The organism is Flavobacterium antarcticum DSM 19726 (assembly GCF_000419685.1).
GTDB classification, from domain to species: Bacteria; Bacteroidota; Bacteroidia; order Flavobacteriales; family Flavobacteriaceae; genus Flavobacterium; species Flavobacterium antarcticum.
Genome location: NZ_ATTM01000001.1, coordinates 418,054 through 442,635, shown reverse-complemented (window position 1 = coordinate 442,635; position 24,582 = coordinate 418,054). Strand labels below are relative to the sequence as shown.

The window sequence follows — 24,582 nt, the reverse complement described above, 5'->3', positions numbered from 1 at the left end:
TTCCAAAAATACAAAAAAATCCCAACCGAAGTTGGGATTTTAGTATAAAATTATAATTTGTACTACGGTTGTGAAGGGTAGAAAATACAGTTAGTGTCAAATGGATCAGTAAATACTCCTTGAGTAATTACAACATCGATAACACCAGTAGCTGGATCGTACGTACCTGAACCTCCAAGGAACTGTGTTCCTGTAGTGATTACATCAACGGTATTATCACAATTGATAACGATTGTTGCTGGATAAACAAACTGTCCTGCATAAGATGCACTTCCTGTAGCCCAAGCTACGAAGTTAACACCCCACATAGAGTTTACTTTAAAAGAATTCTCTTGACCTGTAACAACAGTAAATGTTTGTACATGTGGATCTGCTTGCTCACCAAAAGCGTACACTTCAACGTCATATGTTAACGGGAATGTAGCCAAATCAACTTGACAAGATAAAACCATAGTAACAGCAAAGTTGTTTTTGAAAACAGCTGGAGCTACAGCAGAACTTTCCAAGATGAAGTTAGCAACTTTACCTTCAGAAACAGCAGGATCTTGGAAGTACTTTACTTCAAACTCGCCACCTAAACTTCCAGCTTCAACAGTTATCATGTCATTCACGATCGCAAAATCCACACCTTGAACTGCAGTTGAATTCTCTGCATCAAAAACCAATTTTACTTGAGAGCTTGCAGAAGCAGGAGTAACAAAACCAAAAGGGATTGTTGCAACCATATCAGGACTAACTCCGTCTAAAATAATTTTTTGAGTAGTTGTTGGCTGATTAAAAAACACAGCGTTCTCACCTTCATACTTTAATTGACCATCACTTTCCGAACAGCTTACAAAAGCAACTGACATAAGCAATAGCGCTAAAACTTTTAATTTTTTCATACTTAATAAATATTAATAGTTAGGGTTTTGCACTATAATGCTTCCACTAGCAGAAATTTCGTCTTGTGGAATAGGCAAAGTAAATCTGTAATCTGTATTCGAAATCGTAGTAGGCAACGTTTTAATCAAGTCGTCTGTAATATTTCTATCAATAGACTGATTAGCTAAAGTACCTAAACGTTTGATGTCAATGTATCTGAAACCTTCAAATGCAAATTCTTTTCTTCTTTCTAACATAATGTCAGCCCAAGCTGCAGTTACATCAGAATAAGCTGGTAAAGGCTGAACAGAAGTGTATCTTGCATCTCTAATGTTTTTAATATAACCAGCAACACCATTCAAATCACCATCCTTAGCAGCACATTCCGCTAAGATCATGTGCATTTCTGACAAACGAATCACTTTTAGATCATTTCTCAATGGTTGGTTACCTTTACCTGGGTATTTGTCGATAGGCAAAACATCCGTAGTAATATACGTACTTGATGTTAAGTAATTCGCATCTTCCATTTTAGTAGGATCAACAAAAGTAGTTTTACGTGAATCACCTGTCGCGTACAAGTTGTATAAATTTCTTCCCATATCAAAGAAAGCACCACCTGTAGCATTCGTATTATTAAAGTACCAAGTTGAAGCTACATTACCCCAAGTTCCAGAAATAGGTCTTGAAATTGCGAAAATAATTTCTCCTCCAATTCCATCAGCCCACATTTGCTTGTATACATTTGGAGCAGACAAAGTAATTCCCGCATCTGTAACTACAGATTGAGCGAATTGTTTTGCCATTGGATAATTTTTTCTGTAGATGTACATTCTAGCAGTAAGAGCGTCTACCATTGATTTAGTTACGAATTTGTAACCAGCCGCTGGTGTTTGCTTCAATACATTTGCTCTAGCATAAGCTAAATCTTCTTCCACTAAGGCGTAGATCTCGCCATTACTAACTCGTGGAAACTTTTGATCAATCGCAGGAACGATATCAACAAGCATTACACCTAAAGCCGAATCATCAGCCATATCAGTAGAAAAGTAAGACACCAACTGAATGTAAGCATATGCTCTTAATGCTCTTCCTTGAGCCATAATATCATTGTACTCCGCTGTTTCGTCAATGCTGTTTGCAACATCTACAACAGGCGTTACTAATGCAGCACCTTGAAGTAAACGATTTACTCTATTGATCAAACGGTAATGAGACAACCATAAACTAGATGCGTCACCAGTAGAAGCATTTAAATTGAATCTATGCAAGTCAATTCCTTGTCCACCATTGTTCGGTCCAATACCTACTTCGTCAGTAAACACAGTAGTGAAACCAATTTCAGAAGTTGTACTAACGTTAGGATAAACACCACCTACTAAATACTGCTGTAAATCTGCTACCGTTTGAAAAGTAACCTCGTTACCTAATTCTCCATCTTGAACAATGTCAATAGCGTCATTACAAGACGATGCTATTCCCATAAACAAGACAGACATTATAATATATTTTATTTTTTTCATATTGTTATAAATTTTAAACATTTAAATTAAAACGAAACGCTAGCGCCAACAGAAATAGTTCTTGGATTAGGATACGTTGATTGTGTTCCAGCAGTAAACATTTCAGGATCGAAACCTCTCCATTTTGACCAAAGTAATAAATTCTCACCTTGAACAAATAATTTAACTCCTGTCATAAATGTGTTATCTAAGTATTTCTTAGGGAATGAATAACCAAAAGATACAGAACGTAATCTTAAGAATGATGCATCATTTAAGAAACGGTCAGAATCCATACTGAAGTTTTGGTTTGTAGCATCCAAAGATGGAAGTCCACTTGGGTTTGCTGCAGTCCATGAGTTCAATAAATCTGCTGAAATATTGTCATCTCCAATAAAGTCTAATTGGTAAGCCCAGAAATGACTGATGTCTAATTTCCAAACTTCTTTAGCCCATGCAAAAAGTACGTCAGAGTAGAACCCTTTGTAACTTGCATTCAAACCAAAACCACCTTGGTATTTAGGAATCAATGATTTTCCAGTTCTTCTTCTATCTTGAGTTGGGTCTGGATTTTCAGTTACATTACCAGCTGCATCTAAGAACAACAAGTTACCATTAGATTGATTTACTCCTAAATAAGGAATCATGTTCCACTCGTAAGTCAATTGACCTGGAACAGTCAATAAATCTTCACCTGATTGATCAGCAATATCAATATCAACTACTTTTCCTTCGTTGTAAGATCCGTTAGCAAATACAGATAAATCAAAGTCATTCGTGTCAACAAGTTTGTATCTCAACATTAACTCAACTCCACTATTTCTTAATTTACCATTATTTCCATCCTGACCGTAGAAACCTACTGCTGCAGATCTTCTAATTGTAGTATACAACTCTTCAGTTTGTTTTCTATATAAATCGATATTTCCTTCTAATCTACCTTTAGCAACTCTAAAGTCTAAACCAATATTAGCCTGAGAAACTTCTTCCCAAATTAAATCTGTATTTGCAACTTGTCCAGTAGCTAAACCTTGAATATTGTCATATCCGTTTGTCGTAACATTCGTGTCTCTTACTAAAGCAGATCCAGGGAACAATGGGTTTGTACCATAAGCTGGTGCAATCACGTTCTGGTTACCTTGAGTTCCGTAAGAAGCTCTTAACTTCAACATGTCAACTCCAGTGTTTTCCATAAACGCTTCTTGATCAATGTTCCATCTTCCAGAAACTGACCAGAATGTACCCCATTTGTTGTCATCAACAAAACGGTAAGAAGCATCTCTTCTTACAACTCCAGATACACCATATCTTTGTTTGTAGTCGTAATCAACAGTACCAAAATAAGAAAGAGTACCTGCATTAATTTCTTGAGCACCAACAGAAGGGATGTAAGAGTTATTTACAACGTCTGGAGCAATGTATCCAGTTCCACTTCCTAATGTCCAAGTTTTTGGATTTAATCCATTTTGTTGTCTAGAAGAGAAAATGTAGTGTGATTTCATGTATTCCATGTAAGCACCAGCTTCAATTCTATGTGCATCATTGAATAATTTAGAGTAATTCAAACTCAAGATATTCGTAAAAGTAAAATCTTTAGTTGAAGACAACACTTCTAAACCACCAAATTCTTCACCAGCACCAGCAGCAACTGCAAGAGCTAAGTAGTTTCCTGGAGCTCTAGCAAAAGCACGGTCGCTCAATTTAAAGTCAACACCTGATTTATTTCCTAATGTAAATGAGTCACTTAATTTGTAAGATACAGCTACGTTAGCTAAAATACTAGTTTCCGAATATTCGTTCGGCATACTACCTTTTAAGATATCCTCTAATACATAAGTATCGTTTGGACCACTAAAATCAGTACCAATAGCTGCAATTAATTCTGCACCATTTGCGAATTGATTTGGAGCCACATAAGGCAATCCAGCAACACTTCCTAATAATGGATTCTGAATCGTATTGTTATTCACAGCACTATTCGTCTCTTGACTTAATTGATTACGTTTTGAGTAACCTAAAGCTACTTGAGAAGAGTAATTGAATTTGTCATTTGCTGATTTTCCGTTAAAGTTATTTCTAATTGTAAATCTTTGGAAATCAGTTGTTGGAACCATACCTTCTTGGTTGAAATATCCAAAAGAAGTATAGTTAGATGTATTTGCTCCACCGAAAGACAAACCTAAGTTATGCTGTTGAGTCATACCAATTCTAAAGAATTCGTCTCTCCAGTTTGTGTCTGGTCCGTTGTAAGCAGCGATTTGAGCATCTGTCATTCCAGCACCCATACCTGTATTCTTTCTTTGCTCAATAGTCAACAATTGTTTTGCATTTGACATATTGTAGTTGTTTTCTGGTAATTTATTAAAACCAGTTACAACGTCGTAAGTAATATCTAAAGCCGAACCGTATTTAGCACGTTTCGTAGTAATTACTAAAACACCATTCGCACCTCTATTACCATAAATAGATGTTGCAGCAGCATCTCTCAAAACAGAAACAGTTTCAAAATCATTTTGATTCAAGTTTCTGAACTGATTTCCGTTTGTAGGAACTCCATCAATAACAATTAATGGCTCAGTTGCAGCGTTAATAGAAGAAATACCTCTAATAAACATGTCAATCTTAGCAGAACCTGGCTGACCAGAAGCAGACAAAATTGTCAAACCTGGAGCAGTACCTTGCAAAGAGTTAAGAAAAGACGCGTTTGGTCTGTTCTCAAGTGTTTTTGAAGATATTGTAGTAATTGCTGAAGATGTTTCCGCCTTAGTTCTAGTTCTATCATAACCAGTACTAACGATTTCAACAACATCCAACTCAGTTCCACCTTCAACCATCACTAAATTAATAGTGTTTGAAGAACCAACTGTAATAGTTTGCGTAACAAACCCAATGTAAGAGAAAACTAAAGCTTCTCCTTTTGAAGCGCCAATAGAATACTTACCATTCATATCGGTTTGTGTACCTTTCGTTGTACCTTTAATAATGACAGAAACCCCAGGCAATGGAAGTCCATTCTCTGTAATTGTTCCTGAAACATTCTTCTCTTGTGCAAACGAAAACTGCATAGAACACGCTAGTAACAGCGTAAAAATCCATTTGAATTTCGATCTCATATAAAATTAATTTGAGTTAGTTATTCCGCAAACTTCTTAATAATTCCTTAATAAAACAAACATTTGCAACTAATATTTCTAAAATTAACTTTTGACAACCTCTTTACTAGTCAGCAATTTAACTGATTCTTTATCTAAATTGAATAAAAAAATATTTTAAATCCTTTTTATAATACAACACAGTTCAATTACATTTGTCAAAACGATCTCCATTTAATATGCTATTATCTAATTTTTCGGGATTTATAATTGAAGCGGGAGCGGATGAAGCAGGACGCGGATGCCTCGCAGGCCCTGTTACCGCTGCAGTTGTAGTACTTAAAGACACATTTGAAAACCCATTCTTAAACGACAGCAAAAAACTTTCTGAAAAAATACGCGAATCACTTCGTCCTGTAATAGAAGAATCGGCACTTACATTTTCAGTTGTTCATTTATATCCAAAAGAAATTGACGAGATCAACATATTGAATGCATCCATGAAAGCGATGCAAGAAGGCATCCTAAGGTTAAACAAAATTCCAGAATACATTATTATCGACGGAAACCGAATGCTCAACGCCAAACTTGGACAAAAAGGATCCTTTGGAAAAATTTTCTCAGCGAAAGAACTCGCACTTTTAAAATCAATACCCAATCAATGCATCGTTAAAGGAGATGCAAAATATTTGAGTATTGCCGCCGCTTCCGTTTTAGCAAAAACGCATCGAGACGAGTATATGAATAAAATCCATGAAGAGTTTCCCATGTATAATTGGAAGAAAAATAAAGGATACCCGACAAAAGAACATCGTGAAGCAATTAGAAAATACGGCCCAACAAAATACCACAGAATGTCGTTTAAACTTCTTCCGGACCAATTAGAATTGGATTTATAATTTTAAACTTTCTGTTGAAATTAATTCGGCTTCAAATAACTTAGCGAAATGTTTTAGAATTTTATTCTTCACTTCTTCTTCATCCACAACTTTGCCTAATTCGGCATGCATCGAAGCAACTGCTTTTCCGCGAATACCACACGGAATAATATTATCAAAATAACCTAAATCGACATTTGCATTTAAAGCAAAACCGTGCATCGTAACCCAACGTGAAGCACGAACGCCCATTGCACAAATTTTTCTAGCAAATGGAGTTCCAACGTCTAACCAAACTCCAGTTTCTCCCTCGCTTCGAGTTCCCACGATTCCGTATTCATTTAAGGTTAGAATAACGGCTTCTTCTAAAAAACGAAGGTATTTATGAATGTCCGTAAAAAAATTTTCCAAATCTAAAATAGGATAACCCACAATTTGTCCAGGTCCGTGATAAGTAATGTCTCCACCACGATTTATTTTATAGAAAGTCGCTCCTTTTGCTTCTAATTGTTTTTCAGAAAGCAATAAATTTTCAAAAGCACCACTTTTTCCTAACGTATACACATGCGGATGCGTCACGTACAAAAAATAATTTGGCGTTTCAAGCTCAGTTTCCTCTCTCCTATTCTTGATTTTCAAATCGACAATTCCCTTGAAAATATCTTCCTGGTATTCCCAAGTTTTCTTGTAGTCTTGGATTCCTAAATCAGCAAACTGGATGGTTTTATTCTGTTTCAAAATATTAAATTGAAATTAATTATTTGGGCGTTCCCCTACGTAAAAACTTCGGGTCGGGCTGTTCGTTAACGCTTCCCGATGAAAAATCGGGAGAGCTCCACTTCCATCCCTAACGCTGGATTTTCAAGAATGAAGTGTATTTTATTTTCAAAACCCAAGCGATTGCAAATATACAAATAGATTATCACCTAGCCCCGATTGGAGGGAAAATCCTCCCGATTTTTCATCGGGAGATTTGGAAGGAAAGCGGGAAAATGGAATGCTGAAAATGCGCGAAACATCCGCTTCCAATAAAACATATAATTTGGCTCCTTCCATTAAAAGTTGTTGTTGGCAAATTTTGCAGAAAACCGTATCTTTGCACCCTTAAAATACAATGTATGCAACTTTCAGAACAAGAAATCATTAGAAGAGAAAAGCTTCAAGCTTTGCGTGACCTAAATATCAACCCCTATCCTGCGGATTTATTTCCGGTGAAACATACTTCGAAACAGGTGAAGGAAAATTTTAGTGAAGGTCAAAAGGTGGTTCTTGCTGGACGTTTGATGAGTGTTCGTGACCAAGGAAAAGCGGCTTTTGCTGAATTACAAGACAGCGAAGGAAGAATTCAGTTGTATTTGAATCGCGACGTGATTTGTCCTGATGAAGATAAGATGATGTACAATCAGGTGTTTAAAAAACTAACGGATTTAGGTGATTTTATTGGTATTGAAGGCGAAACATTTTTGACGAAAGTTGGCGCTCAATGTATTCGAGTAGATAAATTTACTTTTTTAAGTAAAACAATTCGTCCGTTGCCATTACCAAAAACAGATGAAGACGGAAATGTGCATGATGCTTTTGTAGATCCAGAATTGCGATACAGAATGCGTTATGTAGATTTAGTGGTAAATCCGCAGGTAAAAGAAGTTTTCGTTAAGAGAAACAAGTTGTTTACCGCAATGCGAAATTTCTTCAACGAAGCTGGATATATGGAAGTGGAAACGCCCATTTTGCAAGCAATTCCTGGTGGAGCTGCAGCAAGACCTTTTATTACACACCACAATAGTTTAGACATTCCATTATACATGCGAATTGCAAACGAATTGTATTTGAAAAGATTAATCGTTGGTGGATTTGACGGTGTTTATGAGTTTTCGAAAAACTTCAGAAATGAAGGGATGGATAGAACCCATAATCCTGAATTTACCGCGATGGAAATATATGTAGCTTACAAAGACTACAATTGGATGATGGAATTCACCGAAAATTTATTGGAGCATTGTGCTACAGCAGTAAATGGAAGTACGGAAACTACTTTTGGCGAACACAAAATTAATTTCAAAGCGCCGTATGCTCGAGTTACAATGACGGATTCTATTAAACATTTTACTGGTTTTGATATTTCTGGTAAGTCGGAAGCGGAACTTTTTGAAGCTGCAAGAGGAATGGGAATTGACGTGGATAACACGATGGGTAAAGGAAAATTGATAGATGAAATTTTTGGCGCAAAATGCGAAGGAAATTATATTCAACCAACGTTCATTACCGATTATCCAAAGGAAATGTCGCCACTTTGTAAAGAACACAGAGACAATCCGGAATTGACAGAACGTTTTGAATTAATGGTTTGCGGTAAAGAAATTGCAAACGCTTATTCAGAATTAAACGACCCAATTGACCAAAGAGCGCGTTTTGAAAACCAAATGAAACTGGCTGAAAAAGGAGACGACGAAGCAAACGGAATTATAGACGAAGACTTTTTGAGAGCTTTGGAATACGGAATGCCTCCAACGTCTGGTTTAGGAATTGGAATGGACCGATTAATTATGTTTTTGACGAACAATCCTTCGATTCAAGAAGTGTTGTTTTTTCCTCAAATGCGTCCTGAAAAGAAAGCCATTCAAGTAGAATTAACAGATGAAGAAAAAGCGATCGTTATTATTTTAAACAAAAACGAAAACACGTTTGATTTAGCTCTATTAAAACAAGCTGCAGGTTTAAGCGGAAAAAAATGGGATGCTTCGATGAAAAATTTAAGTAGACATAACTTGATAAAAGTGAGTTTGACTGGTGATACGAAAACAGTTGAATTTATAGGTTAAATTAACCATGCAAAAATAAAAAAGGAGTTCCAAATGGAACTCCTTTTTTTGTTTCTATTATTTCGATTTTAAACAAAAAAAATGAGTCCGATAAATCGAACTCATTTTTATAAGAAAAATAAATTTTTAATACTAATTCAATTTATTGAACGTATCTGTATAGTTTCCTGTAATGGTTACGTTGCTATTTTTAGTCACATTTCCGTAAATTGTAATCGACGAACCTGAACCTAAAAACTCAAGTTTAGCATTACTATTCAAAATCAAGTTACCATAAATCACAACGCTACCTTCGACTTTAAAAGTACCATTCACGTTGAAATTTGTACTGTTACTACCGTATTGACCTTGAGCAAGCGAACCTTTCATAGTGAAAACTCCGTTTGAATTAATATTTACCCCTTGTGAAACGGATAATGAACCACAAAATGTTAAATTTTGATTTACATTAATTCCCTGTAAAGCGGCAGATCCTTGATAATTTAATGTCTCGTTAGAATTCACATTCAACCAAGCACCACCATTGTAGGTTGGAAAACTTGCGCAATTTATAGAAGCAACTGTTAATTTTTTAATGATTTTCAATCCACCTGTTCCTGTTGCCACAAAGATGTAATCTCCTACACTTTTTACATAATTCGCAGAACCATCTAAATCAATAGAACCCATTTCAACTAATAAATTTTGCGTCTTTTTGTAAACAGTTACTCCAGCAGCTCCATTTGCGGCATATACGAAATCACCTTGTACTGAAACAGCATTTGTTACCAAATCGTCAGGATTAACACCCTCAATATCTGTTGGTACTGCAAGCGATTGTACTAAAGAACCACTCGTTGTATTGTACACTTTCAGTCCGTTAAAACCTTCAGCAACCAAAACATTAGTTCCTTGAAAATCAATCGTACGTTTAGCTCCAGCCACATCGTTCGAAGTTAAAAAAGAAGAAAGCACGCTTAACGTCGACGCGTTCAAAACTTTAACTCCATTTGTCCCACTTAAAACTACAATTTTATTATCAATCGCACCAATCGCTCTTAAATCAGCTACGTCAATTGTTGTTTCAATTTGATTTGTGTTTTTATTTAATTTGGCAACAACACCAGTACTTCCAGTTACCGCATAATAATTAGCAGAAGTAACTGTCAACCCTGTAGTCACATAACTTGGTAAAGAAGTTAACGCGTAATCGTTAGTCAATAAACCACCGTTTAAAGTCATTTTAGCAACAAAAGCAGGCGTTGAAACTTCATTTGTGAAATCAGGATCTGCTGCACCAGCAATGTATAATTTTCCACCATCGTATTGCACTGAAGTGATATCAATATTAGGCAAAATAGCACTAACGATTAAAACAGGATTATTAGGCTCTGAAACATCAATAACATCAATACCTCCTAAATACTCGTCTCCTTGTTTATTATAAGAAACATACACTAAATTGTCTTTAACATCAACATGCGAAGCAGTCAACTGAACACCTTGGTACGACGGCGGAATAACTTCTGCCAATAAGGACATCGGAAAATCAGCTGAACTTCCGTCCATAATACCTCTTCCTAATAATGAACTTCCCGTAAGATTAATAACACCAGAATTGGAGTAATCCAAACGACTGCTTAACTCAGCAGTATTTTCGTTTAAAATTACTTTTCCACTTTCAGCACTGTAAAGAATTGCATCGTCGTTTTGACAACTTTGAAAAATCCCTAAGGCCAAAAAACCAGCAATTAAAATAACTTTCTTCATGTAATTGTATTTATGTATTTAAATTCAAATGTAATTTACGACTTTAAAAATAGATCATTCACTATTGTTTAACAAAGATGTATCTTATTCGCATGACAACTTGCATAAATAATTATATAAAATCATTTTTTTCGACAAACGGCATTAACTACCGACGAACCAACACTTTTCTTTTGAACGAACCTAAATATTCAGGTTCCTATTAGTATTTCTCATTCAGCAACTACCACCTAAAATGGAATTAAAAACAGCGAAAAAATTTACATTGTAGCAATTATTACTTAAACAACATTAAACCTATTCTCTATTACAGTGTCTTATACCCATAACCTTTAAATATATTAAAAATGAAAAAGTTACTAGTAATGGCAATCTTAGGATTGACCTTTTCGGGAATTGCACAAGAAAAAAGAGAATTGAAACACGTAGAAAAACCCGCATTCACAAGTCAGCAAAAAAATGAGTTACAAGTTAAAAAGCTGACACTCGAATTGGATTTAAATGCACAACAGCAAAAAGACATCGCTGCTATTGTTGGCAAACAACAAATGAAGCGCGAAGCGTTACGAACTGAAATGAAAAACAACAGAGCAGAGAAGAAAAACCTAACAACAGATGAAAGATTTGTTTTAAAAAAATCAATTTTAGACGATCAAATTGCCTATAAATCAGAAATGAAAAAAGTTTTGACCGCTGAACAGCTTAACAAATGGGAAGATATGCGAAAAAGTGGAAATAAAAGAACTGCCAATCGAATGAAAAATAAAAAGCACGCAAGAAAATAATTTTGGTTTTAAAATAAATTTAATTAGATTTGGCATAAGAAACTATTAAACCAACCTTAAAATGAAAAATATATTTGTTGCATTAGCCTTATTTGTTGCTGTAGGAATGAGTGCTCAAACAAAAAAAGCAACTTCTAAAGCTGCAACAGAAGCAGCTGCTCAGAATTTGACTTCTGACCAAGCTGCAGAACGTGATATGCAAGCTTTAACTGCTGTTATTACAGTAGACGAGGCTGTAAAAGCGAATGTAAATAAAATTTTTACGACAAAATATAGAACAAAAGAAGATACCAGTTTATCTGCCGAACGATTAGCAGCACTTTCTTCTTACGTTGAAAGTCAATTAGCTAATTATATTGGTGATGCTAACTTTGCAAAATTAAAAGCAAATAAAAAATTATACAACCAGTTGGTAAACTAATTTAGAAAAGTAAAATTATTAATTCATATCAAAGACTCCAATTTTGGGGTCTTTTTTATTGAAGCGTATTTTATAAATTCACGTCTATTTTATGAAGATTTTCCGTACAATAATGCAAAGTAGTACTGGAAATGTCATTAAAGTAAAAACGTTTAAAATCAAATCAATTTGATTCAAAGCCAACAAGGCGGCCATAATGAACAATTGAAATCCAAGTCCATAGACCGAAAGCATCGTCATAAACCAATTGGGAAATTTCCTCACTTTTGAAGCACTTCCATCTAGAAAATAAATAATTTTATCAAATATTCCATAGAAAATGAGGTAGAATTGAAAAAGTATATTGACTGTTTTTTGACGTTCTCCTGGTAATGCTTTTGGTGTTTTGTACTCAAATATCTTACTTGTCGAATCACCACCTACACTCCTGTTGCGCAAAATAACGTAGTAATAATTATACAACGTTCCTTGCAGTTGCAATCCAAAAAAAGCAACGAATAGCAACCAATAATCAACATTAGTAATGTAAGTTACCGTAGATAAAAACAAGAAATTCAAAATAAAATCAAAAATACTATCTAAATACCGACCTGAATACGAAGGCGTTTTTTTAAGTCGTGCCAATTCTCCATCTGCCGCATCAATTCCTGATTTTAGAAGTAATAAAAATGCTGCTAGAATATAGTAACCTTCTAACATTGCAACGATCGCAAATAAGCCGCAAACACCAAAAAGCAAGGTTACGTGTATTGGAGTAAATCTCGTGTGTTGTAAAGATTTTGCAAGAAATCGACCAAATGATCTTCCGTAATCCGATAAATCTAAAAATTGATCTTCTGTCTTAAGTTTAGACATTATTTAGTGTAGAAAAAAATTGGCTGACAATATAGTCTAAAAAAAAATTGAGCTACAAAAGTAGCTCAATTTTTGATTTGAAATTAGATTAACATATATAATTACCATTAAACAAATTATAAATTTTACGCGTTGAAGCGGTTACAATGAATCAATTTAAGCATCTTATTTTAAAATTAAAGTTTTTTTGCCACTTTAGCAACAGCTGCAATTGTAAAATCTAAATCCTCATAAGTCAATGCATCCGTAATAAACCACGTTTCATAAGCTGATGGTGCAATATAAATACCTTCATTTAGCAATCCGTGGAAAAACTGCTTAAACCGTTCGTTGTCGCCGTTTTTTGCTGTGGTAAAATCTACAACAGCATCTGCATGAAAATGTACAGAAATCATAGAACCCACTCGATTAATCGTAAATTCAATAGCTTCTGCATTCAATGCCTTGCGAATTCCCTCTTCTAAATAAGCAGTTTTAGTTGCTAAACGAGTAAAAATTTCAGCATCAGCGTCTAACGCTTGTAACATTGCTAATCCAGCAGCCATTGCTAAAGGATTTCCTGACAACGTTCCCGCTTGATAAACAGGTCCAATTGGCGCTAAATAATTCATAATTTCTTCACGAGCTGCAAAAGCACCAACAGGTAATCCACCACCAATTACTTTTCCAAAACACGTAATATCAGCGGTAATATTATATAATTCTTGAGCACCACCTTTCGCTAAACGGAATCCCGTCATGACCTCATCAAAAATTAGTAAAATTCCATTATCGGTACACATTTGGCGTAAGCCTTCTAAAAATCCTTCCTTTGGTGGAATGCAACCCATATTTCCTGCAACAGGTTCGATTATAATTGCCGCAATTTCACCTGGATTCGCAACGATTAAATCTTTTACGTTGTCCAAATTATTATATTCTGCTAACAAAGTATCTTTGGCCGTTCCTGAAGTAACTCCCGGACTATTTGGTGAACCAAAAGTAATCGCTCCACTTCCCGCTTGAATCAAAAAGGAATCAGAATGTCCGTGGTAACAACCGGCAAATTTTATAATTTTATCTCTATTTGTAAAACCTCTCGCCAATCGAATCGCACTCATACACGCTTCCGTACCTGAATTCACAAAACGGATTTTGTCAATATTCGGAACCATCTTCACAGCTAAAGTCGCAATTTCAGTTTCTAAAGCAGTTGGCATTCCGAAAGAAGTTCCTAATTTTGCTCTAGAAATAATGGAATCTACCACCGGCTGATATGCATGACCTAAAATCATTGGACCCCAAGAATTGATGTAATCAATTAATCGACGGTCGTCTTCATCATATAAATAAGCACCTCGAGCGTATTTTACAAAAATTGGTGTTCCACCAACTGATTTAAACGCACGAACCGGCGAATTTACACCGCCTGGAATTACTTTTTCAGCTTCCGCAAAAAGCTGACTACTTCTCTTATAAATCATTTTAATATTTTATTTTGGATAAAAGTGAATGGCTCACTTTGCTATTTTACAATTAATCGTTGCCCGATGGAAAGCGTGTTATCAGACAAATTATTTTTCTTCTTCAAATCATCAACTGAAATGTCGAACTTTTTAGAAATCGCATACAATGTTTCTCCAGGTTGCACTTCGTATAAATTACCCACTTGATGACTCGCAATTACCATCGGTTTTACTGCGTTATCAAAAGGAGTGTACTTATTTCCTAGAACTTCTGAATCATATTGATGTAAATTATACCGTTCAATGTAGCTAATTAATTTCTCTGGATATTTAGGATCCGTGGCATAACCCGCTTTACGCAAGCCTTTTGCCCAAGCTTCGTAATCGTCTTTACCCAGCTGAAATAAACTCGAATACCTACTTCTACTGGTCAAAAACAACGCATGGTCTTTATAGGATTCCGCTGGGTCTTTGTACTTTCGGAAACATTCTTGTGCAGCATCGTCGTCGTGGTATACTTTTTCACCTTCCCAACCGGTATGGCATTTAATTCCAAAATGATTGTTCGACCTTTTTGCTAAATCACCTCTTCCCGCACCCGATTCTAAAATTCCTTGTGCCAAAATGATACTTGCTGGAATGCCGTAGGTTTTCATATTTCCTTTAGCGATTTCCTTGAAATCATTCACATACGCAAAAACTACGTCTGTATAAACGGTCGTTTTTGAAGTAGAAACCATCGTTTCTGTCTCGCGATTTACAGGTTTTGAAGTTGGCTTTGCAGTTTTTTTCGCAGTATATACCGTTTTTTTTGTCGTTGTAGATTTCTTTTTAGAAGTTCTAACATAGTTTTTAGAGCCGCCACAACCAATGAACAGCATCACAATAAATAGACACGCAATTTTCTTAATCATTTCTGTTTATTTTGGGTAATTTCTTTTTTTCTAATAGTTGATTCATTCCATCGATTCCCTGAATTCCACCCGTATGAATCAGCAAAATTTTTGTGTTATCTGGAAAAAATCCTTTTTCAATTAAACTTCTAACGCCAAAAACCATCTTTGCCGTATAAATCGGGTCCAAAAGAATTTGGGTTTCGGCATAAAAATCATTCATAAAAACGATTAATTCTGTAGTTACTTTGCCGTAACCGCCAAATTCAAATCCGTCGATGAGTTGCCAATTTGTTTCCTCTGCAAAATTACGAATTTCATTTTGCAAAAAATCCCCTTTTAACGCCGGAAAACCTAAAACTTGCTGATTTGGCAACGAACTTTTGATAATTCCCGCAATTGTTCCTCCAGTTCCAACAGCACAAGCTATAAAATTAAAATTTTTATCTTCTTCTGTCAAAATTTCTTCACAACCTTTTACGGCTAATTCGTTTGTTCCTCCTTCGGGAATGAGGTAAAAGTCGCCGAATTTTTCTTTCATTGAAAGCAAAAAAGATTCGTCCGTTTTATTTCGATACATTTCTCTGGAAACAAACTCAAAATGCATTCCATTTTCAGAAGCGAATTTCAATGTTGGATTGTCTTTTATTTTTTCGCTCAATTCATCTCCACGAATAATACCAACTGTTTTGAAACCTTCTGCTTTTCCCGCAAAAGCAACTGCTGCAATGTGATTTGAAAATGCACCGCCGAAAGTTAGAAGTGTTTTGAAATTCTGTTTTTTGGCTTCTGCCAAATTGTATTTGAGTTTTCTGAATTTATTTCCACTCACAAACGGATGAATTAAATCTTCTCGCTTGATGTAAACGTCGATGTTTCTGTCTTTATCTGAAAATGCGAATTGGTTTTCTACTTTTAAAGGAATCATTTTGCTTTCAAATAATTTAAAAAATTCCAAAATCTTCGTTTCTGTAAAAAATCTTTCTGCGATTCATTGGCGTAAGCCTCACGTTCAAAACTAATATTTCGATAAGCCGTATGTTTATCCTTATATTGCAGTATACGGATAAAATATTCGGTTCCGTACCAAATGAAAAAAGGTAAAATAAACAACTCCATTTGTTGCCGAATGTGAATTTTTTCGTGTTGCAACATAACGGGATTGGAAACATCAGTTTTCTCTTTCAAAATTATGAAAGGAAAAAGTGTAAGTCCCGCAAAACCCTTTGGAATTAAATATTTCGCAACAATAACGAACATCTGCTTTAAAGTTTTAAATTTGTCCTATGAACGAGCAAAATAAGGAAAATAAATTAATTGAAGGAGAAGATTTTTATTATACTCCCGAAGGTTACAAATGTTTTACCGAAAAACACCACTTGAAACGCGGTTATTGCTGCAAAAGCGGATGCAGACATTGTCCGTATGGATATGATAAGAAGACGGGAACGATTAAGAAATAATAAATGGAATTTTTTTTAGTTGTATTCGGTTTAGGAATTGCTTTATTTCAAACACTCATTTTAAGTGGATTGTATGGTCTTAACTTAAAACCAAAGTGGATCGTATTTGTTATCACACCTTTAACCATCGCAATTCCAAGTTTTTTTGACGAAGACACTGGATTATTTATTCTTTTTGTAAATTTTACTAGTGTTTTTATACTGGGAATTCTTGGAATAGTTATAAAATCATTTTCTAATGATGGCGAAAAAAAGCAAAGTAAAAAGGCAGAAACACAAAGTTCAATTCAGCATCAATCATCTTCCCTATTTCAGTTTAGTCCGATGTTAGGAGTTGTATATCAATTGTACGTCATCGTCGTTATTGTGATGCATATTTTTATCGAAAAGTCTGATAACATAAATACCGAACTATTGATGAATGAGTTTTTTAATCAAATGTTTTTTCAAATTTTCAGCATTTTCACCTTACTCATTATTTCTGTAACCTATTTTATTTCATCAAAAATTAAAAATGCCGAAAGGGAATTTCTGTACGATAGTATTTCAAATCAAAAATTAAAACCATTTTTTTCAAACAAAGCGTTGTCATTCTATATCATCGTTATAGGAGTTTTAGTGTTTAATTACTTTTTTGATATTCGAAAAAACATTCCGATTCTAATTGAAGAGCTTTCAAATCCATCGATTTATAATTTATATATTGGCTTTTTTGCTTATTTACTTTATCAAATTGTCCTAATTATCCTGTATCCAAAAGAAGCAGCACTTATGAATATTGCGAAAGCAAAAACTTTTTTTAAGTCCGCTTATTTAAGTATTTTTATGGCTGCAGCGCTTGTTCCAATTTTCATCATTTTGGAAAGCAAGCTAGAATACTTCAATATGAGTTCTGAAATAGTACTTTTTCTTGGTTTTAATATTGTACTATTAGCTACAGAAATTATTATTTATAAAAAGATTAAAAAAAATACTTTTACAACAACAAAACTATAAAAATGAATACTTCCAACAATGTAGAAATAACGTTCAAAGAACAAATACAACAAGGAATTCCATCCACTTTACCACCGGTAAAACCATACGAAACTGAAATTAATCACGCACCAAACCGTAAAGAAATTCTTTCGGACGATGAGAAAAAATTAGCGTTGCGAAATGCATTGCGCTATTTTGACAAGGAACATCACGCAGTTTTAGCAAAGGAATTTTTAGAAGAATTGAATACGTACGGTCGAATTTATATGTACCGTCTTCGTCCCGATTATGAGATGAAAGCGCGACCAATTTCAGAATATCCTGGAAATTCAGAACAAGCGAAAGCAATTATGTTGATGATTCAGAATAATTTGGATTACGCCGTGGCTCAACATCCTCATGAATTAATTACTTATGGTGGAAATGGCGCTGTTTTTCAAAATTGGGCCCAATATTTATTGACGATGAAATATTTATCGGAAATGACAGACGAACAAACATTAACGATGTATTCTGGTCATCCGATGGGATTATTTCCTTCGCACAAAGAAGCTCCAAGAGTTGTCGTGACGAATGGAATGGTGATTCCGAATTATTCCAAACCGGATGATTGGGAAAAAATGAATGCCTTAGGCGTTTCGCAATACGGTCAAATGACGGCTGGTAGTTACATGTACATCGGTCCACAAGGAATTGTACATGGAACAACTATTACGGTTTTGAACGGTTTCCGAAAAATTAAAAAACAACCAAAAGGCGGATTATTCGTAACTTCAGGATTGGGCGGAATGTCTGGAGCTCAACCAAAAGCAGGAAATATCGCAGGTTGTGTAACAGTTTGTGCAGAAGTAAACCCAAAAATCACACACATTCGTCATTCGCAAGGTTGGATTAACGAAGTTGTTGAAAACATTGAAGATTTAGTTCCAAGAGTTCAAAAAGCTTTAGAAAATAAGGAAACCGTTTCCATCGCTTATTTAGGAAATATCGTAGATGTTTGGGAACGTTTTGACCAAGAAAATGTACACATTGATTTGGGTTCCGACCAAACTTCACTACACAATCCTTGGGCTGGAGGTTATTATCCAATCGGATTTACGTTTGAAGAATCGAACGAAATGATGGCTACTACTCCTGAAAAATTTAAGACAGAAGTTCAGAAAACACTTCGTCGTCATGCGGATGCAATAAATAAACATACTGCAAAAGGAACCTACTTTTTTGATTATGGAAATGCATTTTTACTAGAAGCTTCACGTGCTGGAGCGGATATTATGGCGGAAAACGGAATTGATTTCAAATATCCAAGTTACGTTCAGGATATTATGGGACCAATGTGTTTTGATTACGGATTTGGTCCATTCCGTTGGGTTTGTGCTTCCGGAAAACCCGAGGATTTAGCTAAAACAGACAAAATTGCTTGTGATGTTTTAGAGGAAATGAAGAAAAATTCGCCCGAAGAAATTCAGCAACAAATGGCGGATAATATTCAATGGATAAAAGGTGCTCAAGAAAATAAATTAGTGGTGGGTTCGCAAGCTCGAATTTTATATGCCGATGCAGAAGGACGAACTAAAATTGCCGAAGCATTTAATCAGGCTATTGCCAAAGGTGAAATTGGTTACGTGATTTTAGGACGGGACCACCACGACGTTTCCGGAACGGATTCTCCTTACCGTGAAACTTCAAATATTTACGACGGTTCGCGTTTTACAGCAGATATGGCGATTCAAAACGTAATTGGAGACAGTTTCCGCGGTGCGACTTGGGTTTCAATTCACAATGGCGGTGGCGTTGGTTGGGGCGAAGTTATCAACGGAGGCTTTGGAATGGTTCTTGATGGTTCTGAAGAAGCTTCAAAACGTTTAGCATCAATGCTTTTCTGGGATGTGAATAATGGAATTTCACGTAGAAATTGGGCACGAAATGAAGGCGCTATTTTTGCAATTAAAAGAGCAATGGAAACGCAACCTTTATTGAAAGTCACCATCCCTACTTTAGTGGACGATTCAATTTTAAATTGGTAAAAATGGTTTCAACAAGTATGAAATTAATGGCGTTGGGAATTTGCATTTTGGCAATTAGTTTGTTTGTGAAAAATATTTACATTCAATATCCCCTATTATTTACCTCGATTGTTTTGAACATTATTGCTGTTGTAAAAAGTTTCCAAGAGAAGAAAAATAACCGTTAAATTTTGCCTTATGAAAAAATTAAAATACCTACCGCTATTACTGATTTTCCTCGTTGTTTCGTGTTCATCCGTGAATGTCTACAATGATTACGACAAGAAAGTTGATTTTACACAGTTCAAAACATTTGCCTTTTATAAACCTGGCGTGGATAAAGTCGAAATTTCTGATTTAGATAAAAAAAGAATTTTGAAATCGATTGAAGCAGAAATGCTTGCAAAAGGTTTTACTAAAAGCGAAAATCCTGATTTATTGGTCAATTTCTTTACGAAATCCCGCGAACAAGTGGACGTAAATGCGTTCAACAACAGCTGGGGTTACGGATATGGCTACGGTTGGAATCCCTACATTTGGGGCGGAAACCGCACGACAGTTCGGACTACAACTCAAGGAACATTATTCATCGACTTGATTGATGCCAAAAAGAAAGAAATGGTTTGGCAAGGTGAAGGACAAGGTGAAATTTTCAAAAATCAAAAAAACAAAGAAGAGCGAATTGGTGAATTTGTAAAAGAAATTTTAAAACAATATCCGCCTCAAAAGAAATAATTTATATTTCGGCTGGGCCAAATTAATTTAAAAACCAATCTTGACTTAAAACTCAAGATTGGTTTTTTTATGCATTTATTTACAATTATTGATTTATATATTTTGTATTTTTACCCCAACCACAACGATTGAAAACATGAGCCATACATTTGAAAGTAACCCACTGATTGAACGCTTGCCTAAACATTTAAAGCAATTTATCAAACCCCAAGATTACGAGGATTATACTCCAATTAATCAAGCGGTTTGGCGCTATGTAATGCGTAAAAATGTGGATTACTTGAGTAAAGTCGCACACAGTTCTTATTTAGAAGGTTTGAAAAAGACCGGTTTAGAAGTTGAAAATATTCCAAATATGTATGGAATGAATCGGATTCTAAAGGAAATTGGTTGGGCTGCAGTTGCCGTTGATGGCTTTATTCCTCCGAATGCTTTTATGGAATTTCAAGCTTACAATGTTTTGGTTATTGCTTCCGATATTAGACAATTAGAACACATAGAATATACACCGGCTCCGGATATTATTCACGAAGGTGCTGGACACGCTCCAATTATTGCGAATCCTGAATATGCCGAATATTTAAGGCGTTTTGGTGAAATTGGTTGCAAAGCGATTTCTTCGCACAAAGATTACGAAATGTATGAAGCCATTCGATTACTTTCGATTTTGAAAGAAGCCGAAGGAACACCTCAACAAGAAATTGATGCGGCTGAAAAAGCGGTGGAAGATTTACAAAACGACATGGGAGAACTTTCTGAAATGTCAAAAATCAGAAATTTGCATTGGTGGACGGTTGAATATGGTTTAATTGGCACACTAGAAAATCCAAAAATTTACGGTGCTGGTTTGCTTTCTTCTATTGGCGAAAGCGCTTGGTGTATGACAGATGAAGTAGGTAAAATACCTTATTCGATTGCAGCTGCTGAACAGAGTTTTGACATTACAAAACCACAACCGCAACTATTTGTCACTCCTGATTTTGCTTATTTAAGCGAAGTTTTGGAAGAATTTGCAAACACAATGGCTTTACGAACTGGAGGTTTAGAAAGTGTTCAAAAAGTAATTGATTCACAATCTTTAGCGACTATAGAATTGAGTACCGGATTACAGATTTCAGGCGTTTTTACAAATGTAATTTCGAATGAAGGAAAAGCATCTTACATACAAACTACCGGAAAAACAGCGCTTTCTTACAGAGAAAAAGAACTTGTAGGTCACGGAGTTGACAATCATGCGGAAGGTTTTGGAAGTCCAATTGGTCGATTAAAAGGAATTAATTTAGCCATTGAAGACATGAGTCCGCGTGATTTGCAAGCGTATGCAATTTATGAAGGCGAACAAATTACTTTAGAATTTGAAGGTGATATCACTGTTTCTGGTGAAATTATTACGGGTTCACGAAACTTGAGAGGTGAAATTATTTTGATTAGTTTCAAAAACTGTACGGTTAAACATGGAGAAAAAATATTGTTCCAACCGGAATGGGGAATTTACGACATGGCTGTTGGTAAAAAAGTAGTTTCTGCTTTTTCTGGTCCTGCTGATGCAAATAGTTTTGACCTCATCACTCACGTGCCTTCAAGTACTACAATTAAAGCAAAGAAGACCGACGAACGTACCGAATTAGAACATTTGTACCGAAAAGTGCGTAACATTCGTGAAAACGACAAACACGACGAATCGCTTAAAAATATTTATCTTGAATTAAAGGCAAATCATCCCAAAGATTGGTTATTGCCCTTGGAATTAATCGAAATTTTAAAAGACAGAGACGAACCTGAGTTAATGCAAGAATTGCTGATTTACATTGAGAAAATTAAAGAAAACAGACCTGAAGTAAATAAATTAATTACAAACGGATTGGAATTAATTTTTGAAAAAGAAACGGTATAGCAACTTTTGTTACACTACAGCAGCAGTTGGTTCTTTAACTTTGTCAAAAAATAAACAACATGGGATTTTTAGATTTTTTAGGTTTTGGGAATAAAGTGAGTGCTATTGAAGAATATACTAAAAAAGGCGCCATAATTATTGATGTTAGAAGTACGGGAGAATTTAGAGGCGGAAACATTGCTGGTTCTAAAAATATGCCTTTACCAAGTCTGTCGCAAGATATTGACAAAATAAAAAGTTGGAATAAACCGGTTATTGCGTGCTGTCAATCTGGAATGCGAAGTGCTCAAGCTACATCCATTTTAAAGAAAAATGGCATTGATTGCATTAATGGTGGCGGATGGAGTTCTTTAAAAAACAAAATTTCTGCGATTTAATATTTCTAGTCAAAGTTAAATTATTGACATAAAACATATCTATAATGAAGTTTCAGAAGAGCTCACTATTTGAAATAATTGCTTTACTGATAATTTTACTTTGTCTGTTAGTAGATAGTGATGAATATGTACCAAATTTAAACATCTACATAAATCTTCTATTGATTGCCTCAATAATCTACGAAGTTTTTAAATCGAGGAATTATTTAAAGCATCTTTCGAGTAGTGAAATACGAATGAGAAATAAAAACGACAGTTATTTCAATATATTTCCTTTTATATTGGGTTCGATACTATGTATTGTTATGCTTTTATTTTTCTTGATTTCTGAAAGTGAAAAAATCTTGATTTCAACCTATTTCCTAGTAGCGTTGTCGTTTATAATTCAAGGGTTGAATTTTATTCCGACAGCTTCACTTCTATTTCATGATAATAAGCTAACATTTCAAAATGGCATTGTAAAAAAGACAATTGAAATTGAAAAAGTAGCTTCGTTTTCAATTAATGACGATTCAATAACTTTCAGTATACGAGAACAAGAAGAAAAAATTATTTTGCAACATTTGGAACTTAATGGTTCTGAAATCAAAAATATCGACTATTTTCTTAAAAAAAATGTCAAATTAAAAAATTAAATAATTTCCAACTTCTCATTATTTTATAAATTTCCGAACATATAAAAATGCAGTTTTTTACAAAAGTTCCCATTTCTGCTTCACTAAATCCTATTAGTTATCAGTCGAAGATTGTTTCTATAGGTTCTTGTTTTGCGGAAAATATGGGTGATAAATTTGCATTTTATCAATTTCAAAATACTACAAATCCTTTTGGGATTATCTTTAATCCGGTTTCGATTGAAAAGATTATTAGACGCCTAATTTCAAAGGAGTATTTTTCGGATAAGGATATTTTTTTCCACAATGAAAGATGGCATTGTTTTGAAGTTCATTCGGAGTTATCGCATCCGGACAAAGACTATTTTTTAACCCATTTAAACGAGATTTTAAATTCGTTTTCCGACGAAATTTCGACTGCAACTCATTTTATAATTACGCTTGGAACTTCATGGGTTTATAAAACAAATGAAGATGAAGTTGTCGCGAATTGCCATAAAGTTCCTCAAAACCAATTTTCAAAACTCTTACTTTCTACTCTTGAAATTTCAGAATCACTTCATAACTGTATTGATTTGGTTTCAAAACTAAATCCGAAATGTCAATTTATTTTTACCATTTCTCCCGTGCGGCATATTAAAGACGGATTCGCAGAAAATCAAGTGAGTAAGTCGCATCTTATTTCGGCAGTTTATGATTTAGTTCAAAATCAGCATAAAAGTTCACTCATAAGTTATTTTGCTTCTTATGAAATTTTGATGGATGAATTGCGTGATTATCGCTTTTACAGCGAAGATTTATTGCATCCGAATTCCACTGCAATCGATTATATTTGGACTCGTTTTGTAGAAACCACTGTTGATAAAACTTCAATTTCAACAATGAACGAAGTGGAAGTGATTCAAAAAGGATTGCAACATCGTTCGTTTAATCCGGAATCTCTTTCGCATCAAAAATTTCTTAAAAATTTGAGTGAAAAAATAGATGAAATGCAGAAAAAGCATTCATTTATGAAGTTTTCACACTAGTCAAAATTCAAACTTTTTAATACGCTATTTGACGTATTTACTTCCGCAAAAAATAAATGCAACTTTGGTACTTAATTCAAAACAAGGCGACGGTTTACCATTCTGTAGATTTTACACATGAATATGCAGAACAAAATTATCATTCAAAAAACCAATATAAGAGAGAAATCAATTTACAATT

The 24,582-nt window shown here is 34.8% G+C and carries 23 protein-coding genes; 13 read left to right on the top strand and 10 right to left on the bottom strand.

What is annotated here, in order from left to right:
• Positions 1-62: 62 nt before the first annotated feature.
• From YWA_RS0102115 to YWA_RS0102105, 3 genes are read right to left on the bottom strand one after another with little or no spacing between them, the layout of a single operon-like run.
• Positions 63-884 carry a hypothetical protein gene (locus YWA_RS0102115; protein ID WP_022826847.1) on the bottom strand — a complete coding sequence of 274 codons (822 nt, stop codon included), beginning with the start codon at positions 882-884 and terminating at the stop codon, positions 63-65.
• A gap of 12 nt (positions 885-896) precedes the next feature.
• Positions 897-2,387 carry a RagB/SusD family nutrient uptake outer membrane protein gene (locus YWA_RS0102110; RefSeq protein ID WP_026718515.1) on the bottom strand — a complete coding sequence of 497 codons (1,491 nt, stop codon included), beginning with the start codon at positions 2,385-2,387 and terminating at the stop codon, positions 897-899.
• Between the two features lie 26 nt (positions 2,388-2,413).
• A complete protein-coding gene (locus YWA_RS0102105; RefSeq protein ID WP_022826845.1) occupies positions 2,414-5,479 on the bottom strand; it encodes a SusC/RagA family TonB-linked outer membrane protein in 3,066 nt (1,021 codons plus the stop codon).
• Between the two features lie 218 nt (positions 5,480-5,697).
• Between YWA_RS0102105 and YWA_RS0102100 the strand changes: the two genes are divergently transcribed.
• Positions 5,698-6,357 (top strand): ribonuclease HII, encoded by a 660-nt coding sequence (locus YWA_RS0102100; RefSeq protein WP_022826844.1) that lies wholly within the window; start codon positions 5,698-5,700, stop codon positions 6,355-6,357.
• Here YWA_RS0102100 and lipB read toward each other — a convergent pair.
• Positions 6,352-7,074 carry a lipoyl(octanoyl) transferase LipB gene (gene lipB, locus YWA_RS0102095; RefSeq protein WP_022826843.1) on the bottom strand — a complete coding sequence of 241 codons (723 nt, stop codon included), beginning with the start codon at positions 7,072-7,074 and terminating at the stop codon, positions 6,352-6,354. The genes YWA_RS0102100 and lipB overlap by 6 nt on opposite strands.
• Positions 7,075-7,454: 380 nt before the next feature.
• Between lipB and lysS the strand changes: the two genes are divergently transcribed.
• On the top strand, positions 7,455-9,158 hold the full coding sequence (gene lysS / locus YWA_RS0102085) for a lysine--tRNA ligase (protein ID WP_022826841.1): 1,704 nt from the start codon (positions 7,455-7,457) through the stop codon (positions 9,156-9,158).
• A gap of 132 nt (positions 9,159-9,290) precedes the next feature.
• Here lysS and YWA_RS0102080 read toward each other — a convergent pair whose 3' ends face one another.
• Positions 9,291-10,907 carry an LVIVD repeat-containing protein gene (locus YWA_RS0102080; RefSeq protein WP_022826840.1) on the bottom strand — a complete coding sequence of 539 codons (1,617 nt, stop codon included), beginning with the start codon at positions 10,905-10,907 and terminating at the stop codon, positions 9,291-9,293.
• Positions 10,908-11,254: 347 nt separating this feature from the next.
• On the opposite strand from YWA_RS0102080, the gene YWA_RS0102075 reads away from it, so the two are divergent.
• Positions 11,255-11,692, top strand: coding sequence for a hypothetical protein (locus tag YWA_RS0102075; RefSeq protein WP_157505281.1), 438 nt, complete (start codon positions 11,255-11,257; stop codon positions 11,690-11,692).
• 61 nt (positions 11,693-11,753) lie between these two features.
• A complete protein-coding gene (locus tag YWA_RS0102070; RefSeq protein ID WP_022826838.1) occupies positions 11,754-12,113 on the top strand; it encodes a hypothetical protein in 360 nt (119 codons plus the stop codon).
• Positions 12,114-12,197: 84 nt separating this feature from the next.
• Here the strand turns inward: YWA_RS0102070 and YWA_RS0102065 are convergent, their stop codons facing one another.
• From YWA_RS0102065 to YWA_RS0102045, 5 genes are all read right to left on the bottom strand, one after another.
• A complete protein-coding gene (locus YWA_RS0102065) occupies positions 12,198-12,968 on the bottom strand; it encodes a CDP-alcohol phosphatidyltransferase family protein (RefSeq protein WP_022826837.1) in 771 nt (256 codons plus the stop codon).
• Positions 12,969-13,144: 176 nt separating this feature from the next.
• A complete protein-coding gene (gene hemL, locus YWA_RS0102060; RefSeq protein WP_022826836.1) occupies positions 13,145-14,431 on the bottom strand; it encodes a glutamate-1-semialdehyde 2,1-aminomutase in 1,287 nt (428 codons plus the stop codon).
• 41 nt (positions 14,432-14,472) lie between these two features.
• Positions 14,473-15,327 (bottom strand): glucosaminidase domain-containing protein, encoded by an 855-nt coding sequence (locus YWA_RS0102055; protein ID WP_022826835.1) that lies wholly within the window; start codon positions 15,325-15,327, stop codon positions 14,473-14,475.
• On the bottom strand, positions 15,320-16,234 hold the full coding sequence (locus YWA_RS0102050; protein WP_022826834.1) for a 1-aminocyclopropane-1-carboxylate deaminase/D-cysteine desulfhydrase: 915 nt from the start codon (positions 16,232-16,234) through the stop codon (positions 15,320-15,322). Before YWA_RS0102050 ends, YWA_RS0102055 begins: the two co-directional genes overlap by 8 nt.
• The gene (locus tag YWA_RS0102045) at positions 16,231-16,566 is read right to left on the bottom strand and encodes a hypothetical protein (protein WP_022826833.1); all 336 of its coding nucleotides are present in this window, start codon (positions 16,564-16,566) and stop codon (positions 16,231-16,233) included. The genes YWA_RS0102050 and YWA_RS0102045 overlap by 4 nt, the downstream gene beginning before the upstream one ends.
• A gap of 26 nt (positions 16,567-16,592) precedes the next feature.
• On the opposite strand from YWA_RS0102045, the gene YWA_RS15730 reads away from it, so the two are divergent.
• The 9 genes from YWA_RS15730 (at position 16,593) to YWA_RS0102000 (ending at position 24,401) form a co-directional block, all read left to right on the top strand.
• On the top strand, positions 16,593-16,769 hold the full coding sequence (locus tag YWA_RS15730) for a DUF5522 domain-containing protein (protein ID WP_022826832.1): 177 nt from the start codon (positions 16,593-16,595) through the stop codon (positions 16,767-16,769).
• 3 nt (positions 16,770-16,772) lie between these two features.
• Positions 16,773-17,765: a hypothetical protein gene (locus YWA_RS0102035; RefSeq protein WP_022826831.1), complete on the top strand. Its 993-nt coding sequence runs from the start codon at positions 16,773-16,775 to the stop codon at positions 17,763-17,765.
• Positions 17,766-17,791: 26 nt separating this feature from the next.
• Positions 17,792-19,774: a urocanate hydratase gene (locus YWA_RS0102030; protein WP_026718513.1), complete on the top strand. Its 1,983-nt coding sequence runs from the start codon at positions 17,792-17,794 to the stop codon at positions 19,772-19,774.
• Between the two features lie 2 nt (positions 19,775-19,776).
• On the top strand, positions 19,777-19,941 hold the full coding sequence (locus tag YWA_RS15610; RefSeq protein ID WP_022826829.1) for a hypothetical protein: 165 nt from the start codon (positions 19,777-19,779) through the stop codon (positions 19,939-19,941).
• A 10-nt stretch (positions 19,942-19,951) separates the two neighbouring features.
• On the top strand, positions 19,952-20,488 hold the full coding sequence (locus tag YWA_RS0102020; protein WP_022826828.1) for a DUF4136 domain-containing protein: 537 nt from the start codon (positions 19,952-19,954) through the stop codon (positions 20,486-20,488).
• Positions 20,489-20,624: 136 nt separating this feature from the next.
• Positions 20,625-22,382 carry an aromatic amino acid hydroxylase gene (locus tag YWA_RS0102015; protein WP_022826827.1) on the top strand — a complete coding sequence of 586 codons (1,758 nt, stop codon included), beginning with the start codon at positions 20,625-20,627 and terminating at the stop codon, positions 22,380-22,382.
• 59 nt (positions 22,383-22,441) lie between these two features.
• Complete coding sequence (locus tag YWA_RS0102010) at positions 22,442-22,759, top strand: rhodanese-like domain-containing protein (protein WP_022826826.1); 318 nt, start codon at positions 22,442-22,444, stop codon at positions 22,757-22,759.
• Positions 22,760-22,995: 236 nt separating this feature from the next.
• Positions 22,996-23,394: a hypothetical protein gene (locus tag YWA_RS0102005; protein WP_157505280.1), complete on the top strand. Its 399-nt coding sequence runs from the start codon at positions 22,996-22,998 to the stop codon at positions 23,392-23,394.
• A 47-nt stretch (positions 23,395-23,441) separates the two neighbouring features.
• On the top strand, positions 23,442-24,401 hold the full coding sequence (locus tag YWA_RS0102000; protein ID WP_022826824.1) for a GSCFA domain-containing protein: 960 nt from the start codon (positions 23,442-23,444) through the stop codon (positions 24,399-24,401).
• Positions 24,402-24,582: the final 181 nt, after the last annotated feature.

Bases quoted from the DNA above. Each gene is read 5' to 3' on its own strand.
- YWA_RS0102115 (WP_022826847.1), bottom strand. From the start codon at position 884: ATGAAAAAATTAAAAGTTTTAGCGCTATTGCTTATGTCAGTTGCTTTT.
- YWA_RS0102110 (WP_026718515.1), bottom strand. From the start codon at position 2,387: ATGAAAAAAATAAAATATATTATAATGTCTGTCTTGTTTATGGGAATA.
- YWA_RS0102105 (WP_022826845.1), bottom strand. From the start codon at position 5,479: ATGAGATCGAAATTCAAATGGATTTTTACGCTGTTACTAGCGTGTTCT.
- YWA_RS0102100 (WP_022826844.1), top strand. From the start codon at position 5,698: ATGCTATTATCTAATTTTTCGGGATTTATAATTGAAGCGGGAGCGGAT.
- lysS (WP_022826841.1), top strand. From the start codon at position 7,455: ATGCAACTTTCAGAACAAGAAATCATTAGAAGAGAAAAGCTTCAAGCT.
- YWA_RS0102080 (WP_022826840.1), bottom strand. From the start codon at position 10,907: ATGAAGAAAGTTATTTTAATTGCTGGTTTTTTGGCCTTAGGGATTTTT.
- YWA_RS0102075 (WP_157505281.1), top strand. From the start codon at position 11,255: ATGAAAAAGTTACTAGTAATGGCAATCTTAGGATTGACCTTTTCGGGA.
- YWA_RS0102070 (WP_022826838.1), top strand. From the start codon at position 11,754: ATGAAAAATATATTTGTTGCATTAGCCTTATTTGTTGCTGTAGGAATG.
- YWA_RS0102065 (WP_022826837.1), bottom strand. From the start codon at position 12,968: ATGTCTAAACTTAAGACAGAAGATCAATTTTTAGATTTATCGGATTAC.
- hemL (WP_022826836.1), bottom strand. From the start codon at position 14,431: ATGATTTATAAGAGAAGTAGTCAGCTTTTTGCGGAAGCTGAAAAAGTA.
- YWA_RS0102055 (WP_022826835.1), bottom strand. From the start codon at position 15,327: ATGATTAAGAAAATTGCGTGTCTATTTATTGTGATGCTGTTCATTGGT.
- YWA_RS0102050 (WP_022826834.1), bottom strand. From the start codon at position 16,234: ATGATTCCTTTAAAAGTAGAAAACCAATTCGCATTTTCAGATAAAGAC.
- YWA_RS0102045 (WP_022826833.1), bottom strand. From the start codon at position 16,566: ATGTTCGTTATTGTTGCGAAATATTTAATTCCAAAGGGTTTTGCGGGA.
- YWA_RS15730 (WP_022826832.1), top strand. From the start codon at position 16,593: ATGAACGAGCAAAATAAGGAAAATAAATTAATTGAAGGAGAAGATTTT.
- YWA_RS0102035 (WP_022826831.1), top strand. From the start codon at position 16,773: ATGGAATTTTTTTTAGTTGTATTCGGTTTAGGAATTGCTTTATTTCAA.
- YWA_RS15610 (WP_022826829.1), top strand. From the start codon at position 19,777: ATGGTTTCAACAAGTATGAAATTAATGGCGTTGGGAATTTGCATTTTG.
- YWA_RS0102020 (WP_022826828.1), top strand. From the start codon at position 19,952: ATGAAAAAATTAAAATACCTACCGCTATTACTGATTTTCCTCGTTGTT.
- YWA_RS0102015 (WP_022826827.1), top strand. From the start codon at position 20,625: ATGAGCCATACATTTGAAAGTAACCCACTGATTGAACGCTTGCCTAAA.
- YWA_RS0102010 (WP_022826826.1), top strand. From the start codon at position 22,442: ATGGGATTTTTAGATTTTTTAGGTTTTGGGAATAAAGTGAGTGCTATT.
- YWA_RS0102005 (WP_157505280.1), top strand. From the start codon at position 22,996: ATGAGAAATAAAAACGACAGTTATTTCAATATATTTCCTTTTATATTG.
- YWA_RS0102000 (WP_022826824.1), top strand. From the start codon at position 23,442: ATGCAGTTTTTTACAAAAGTTCCCATTTCTGCTTCACTAAATCCTATT.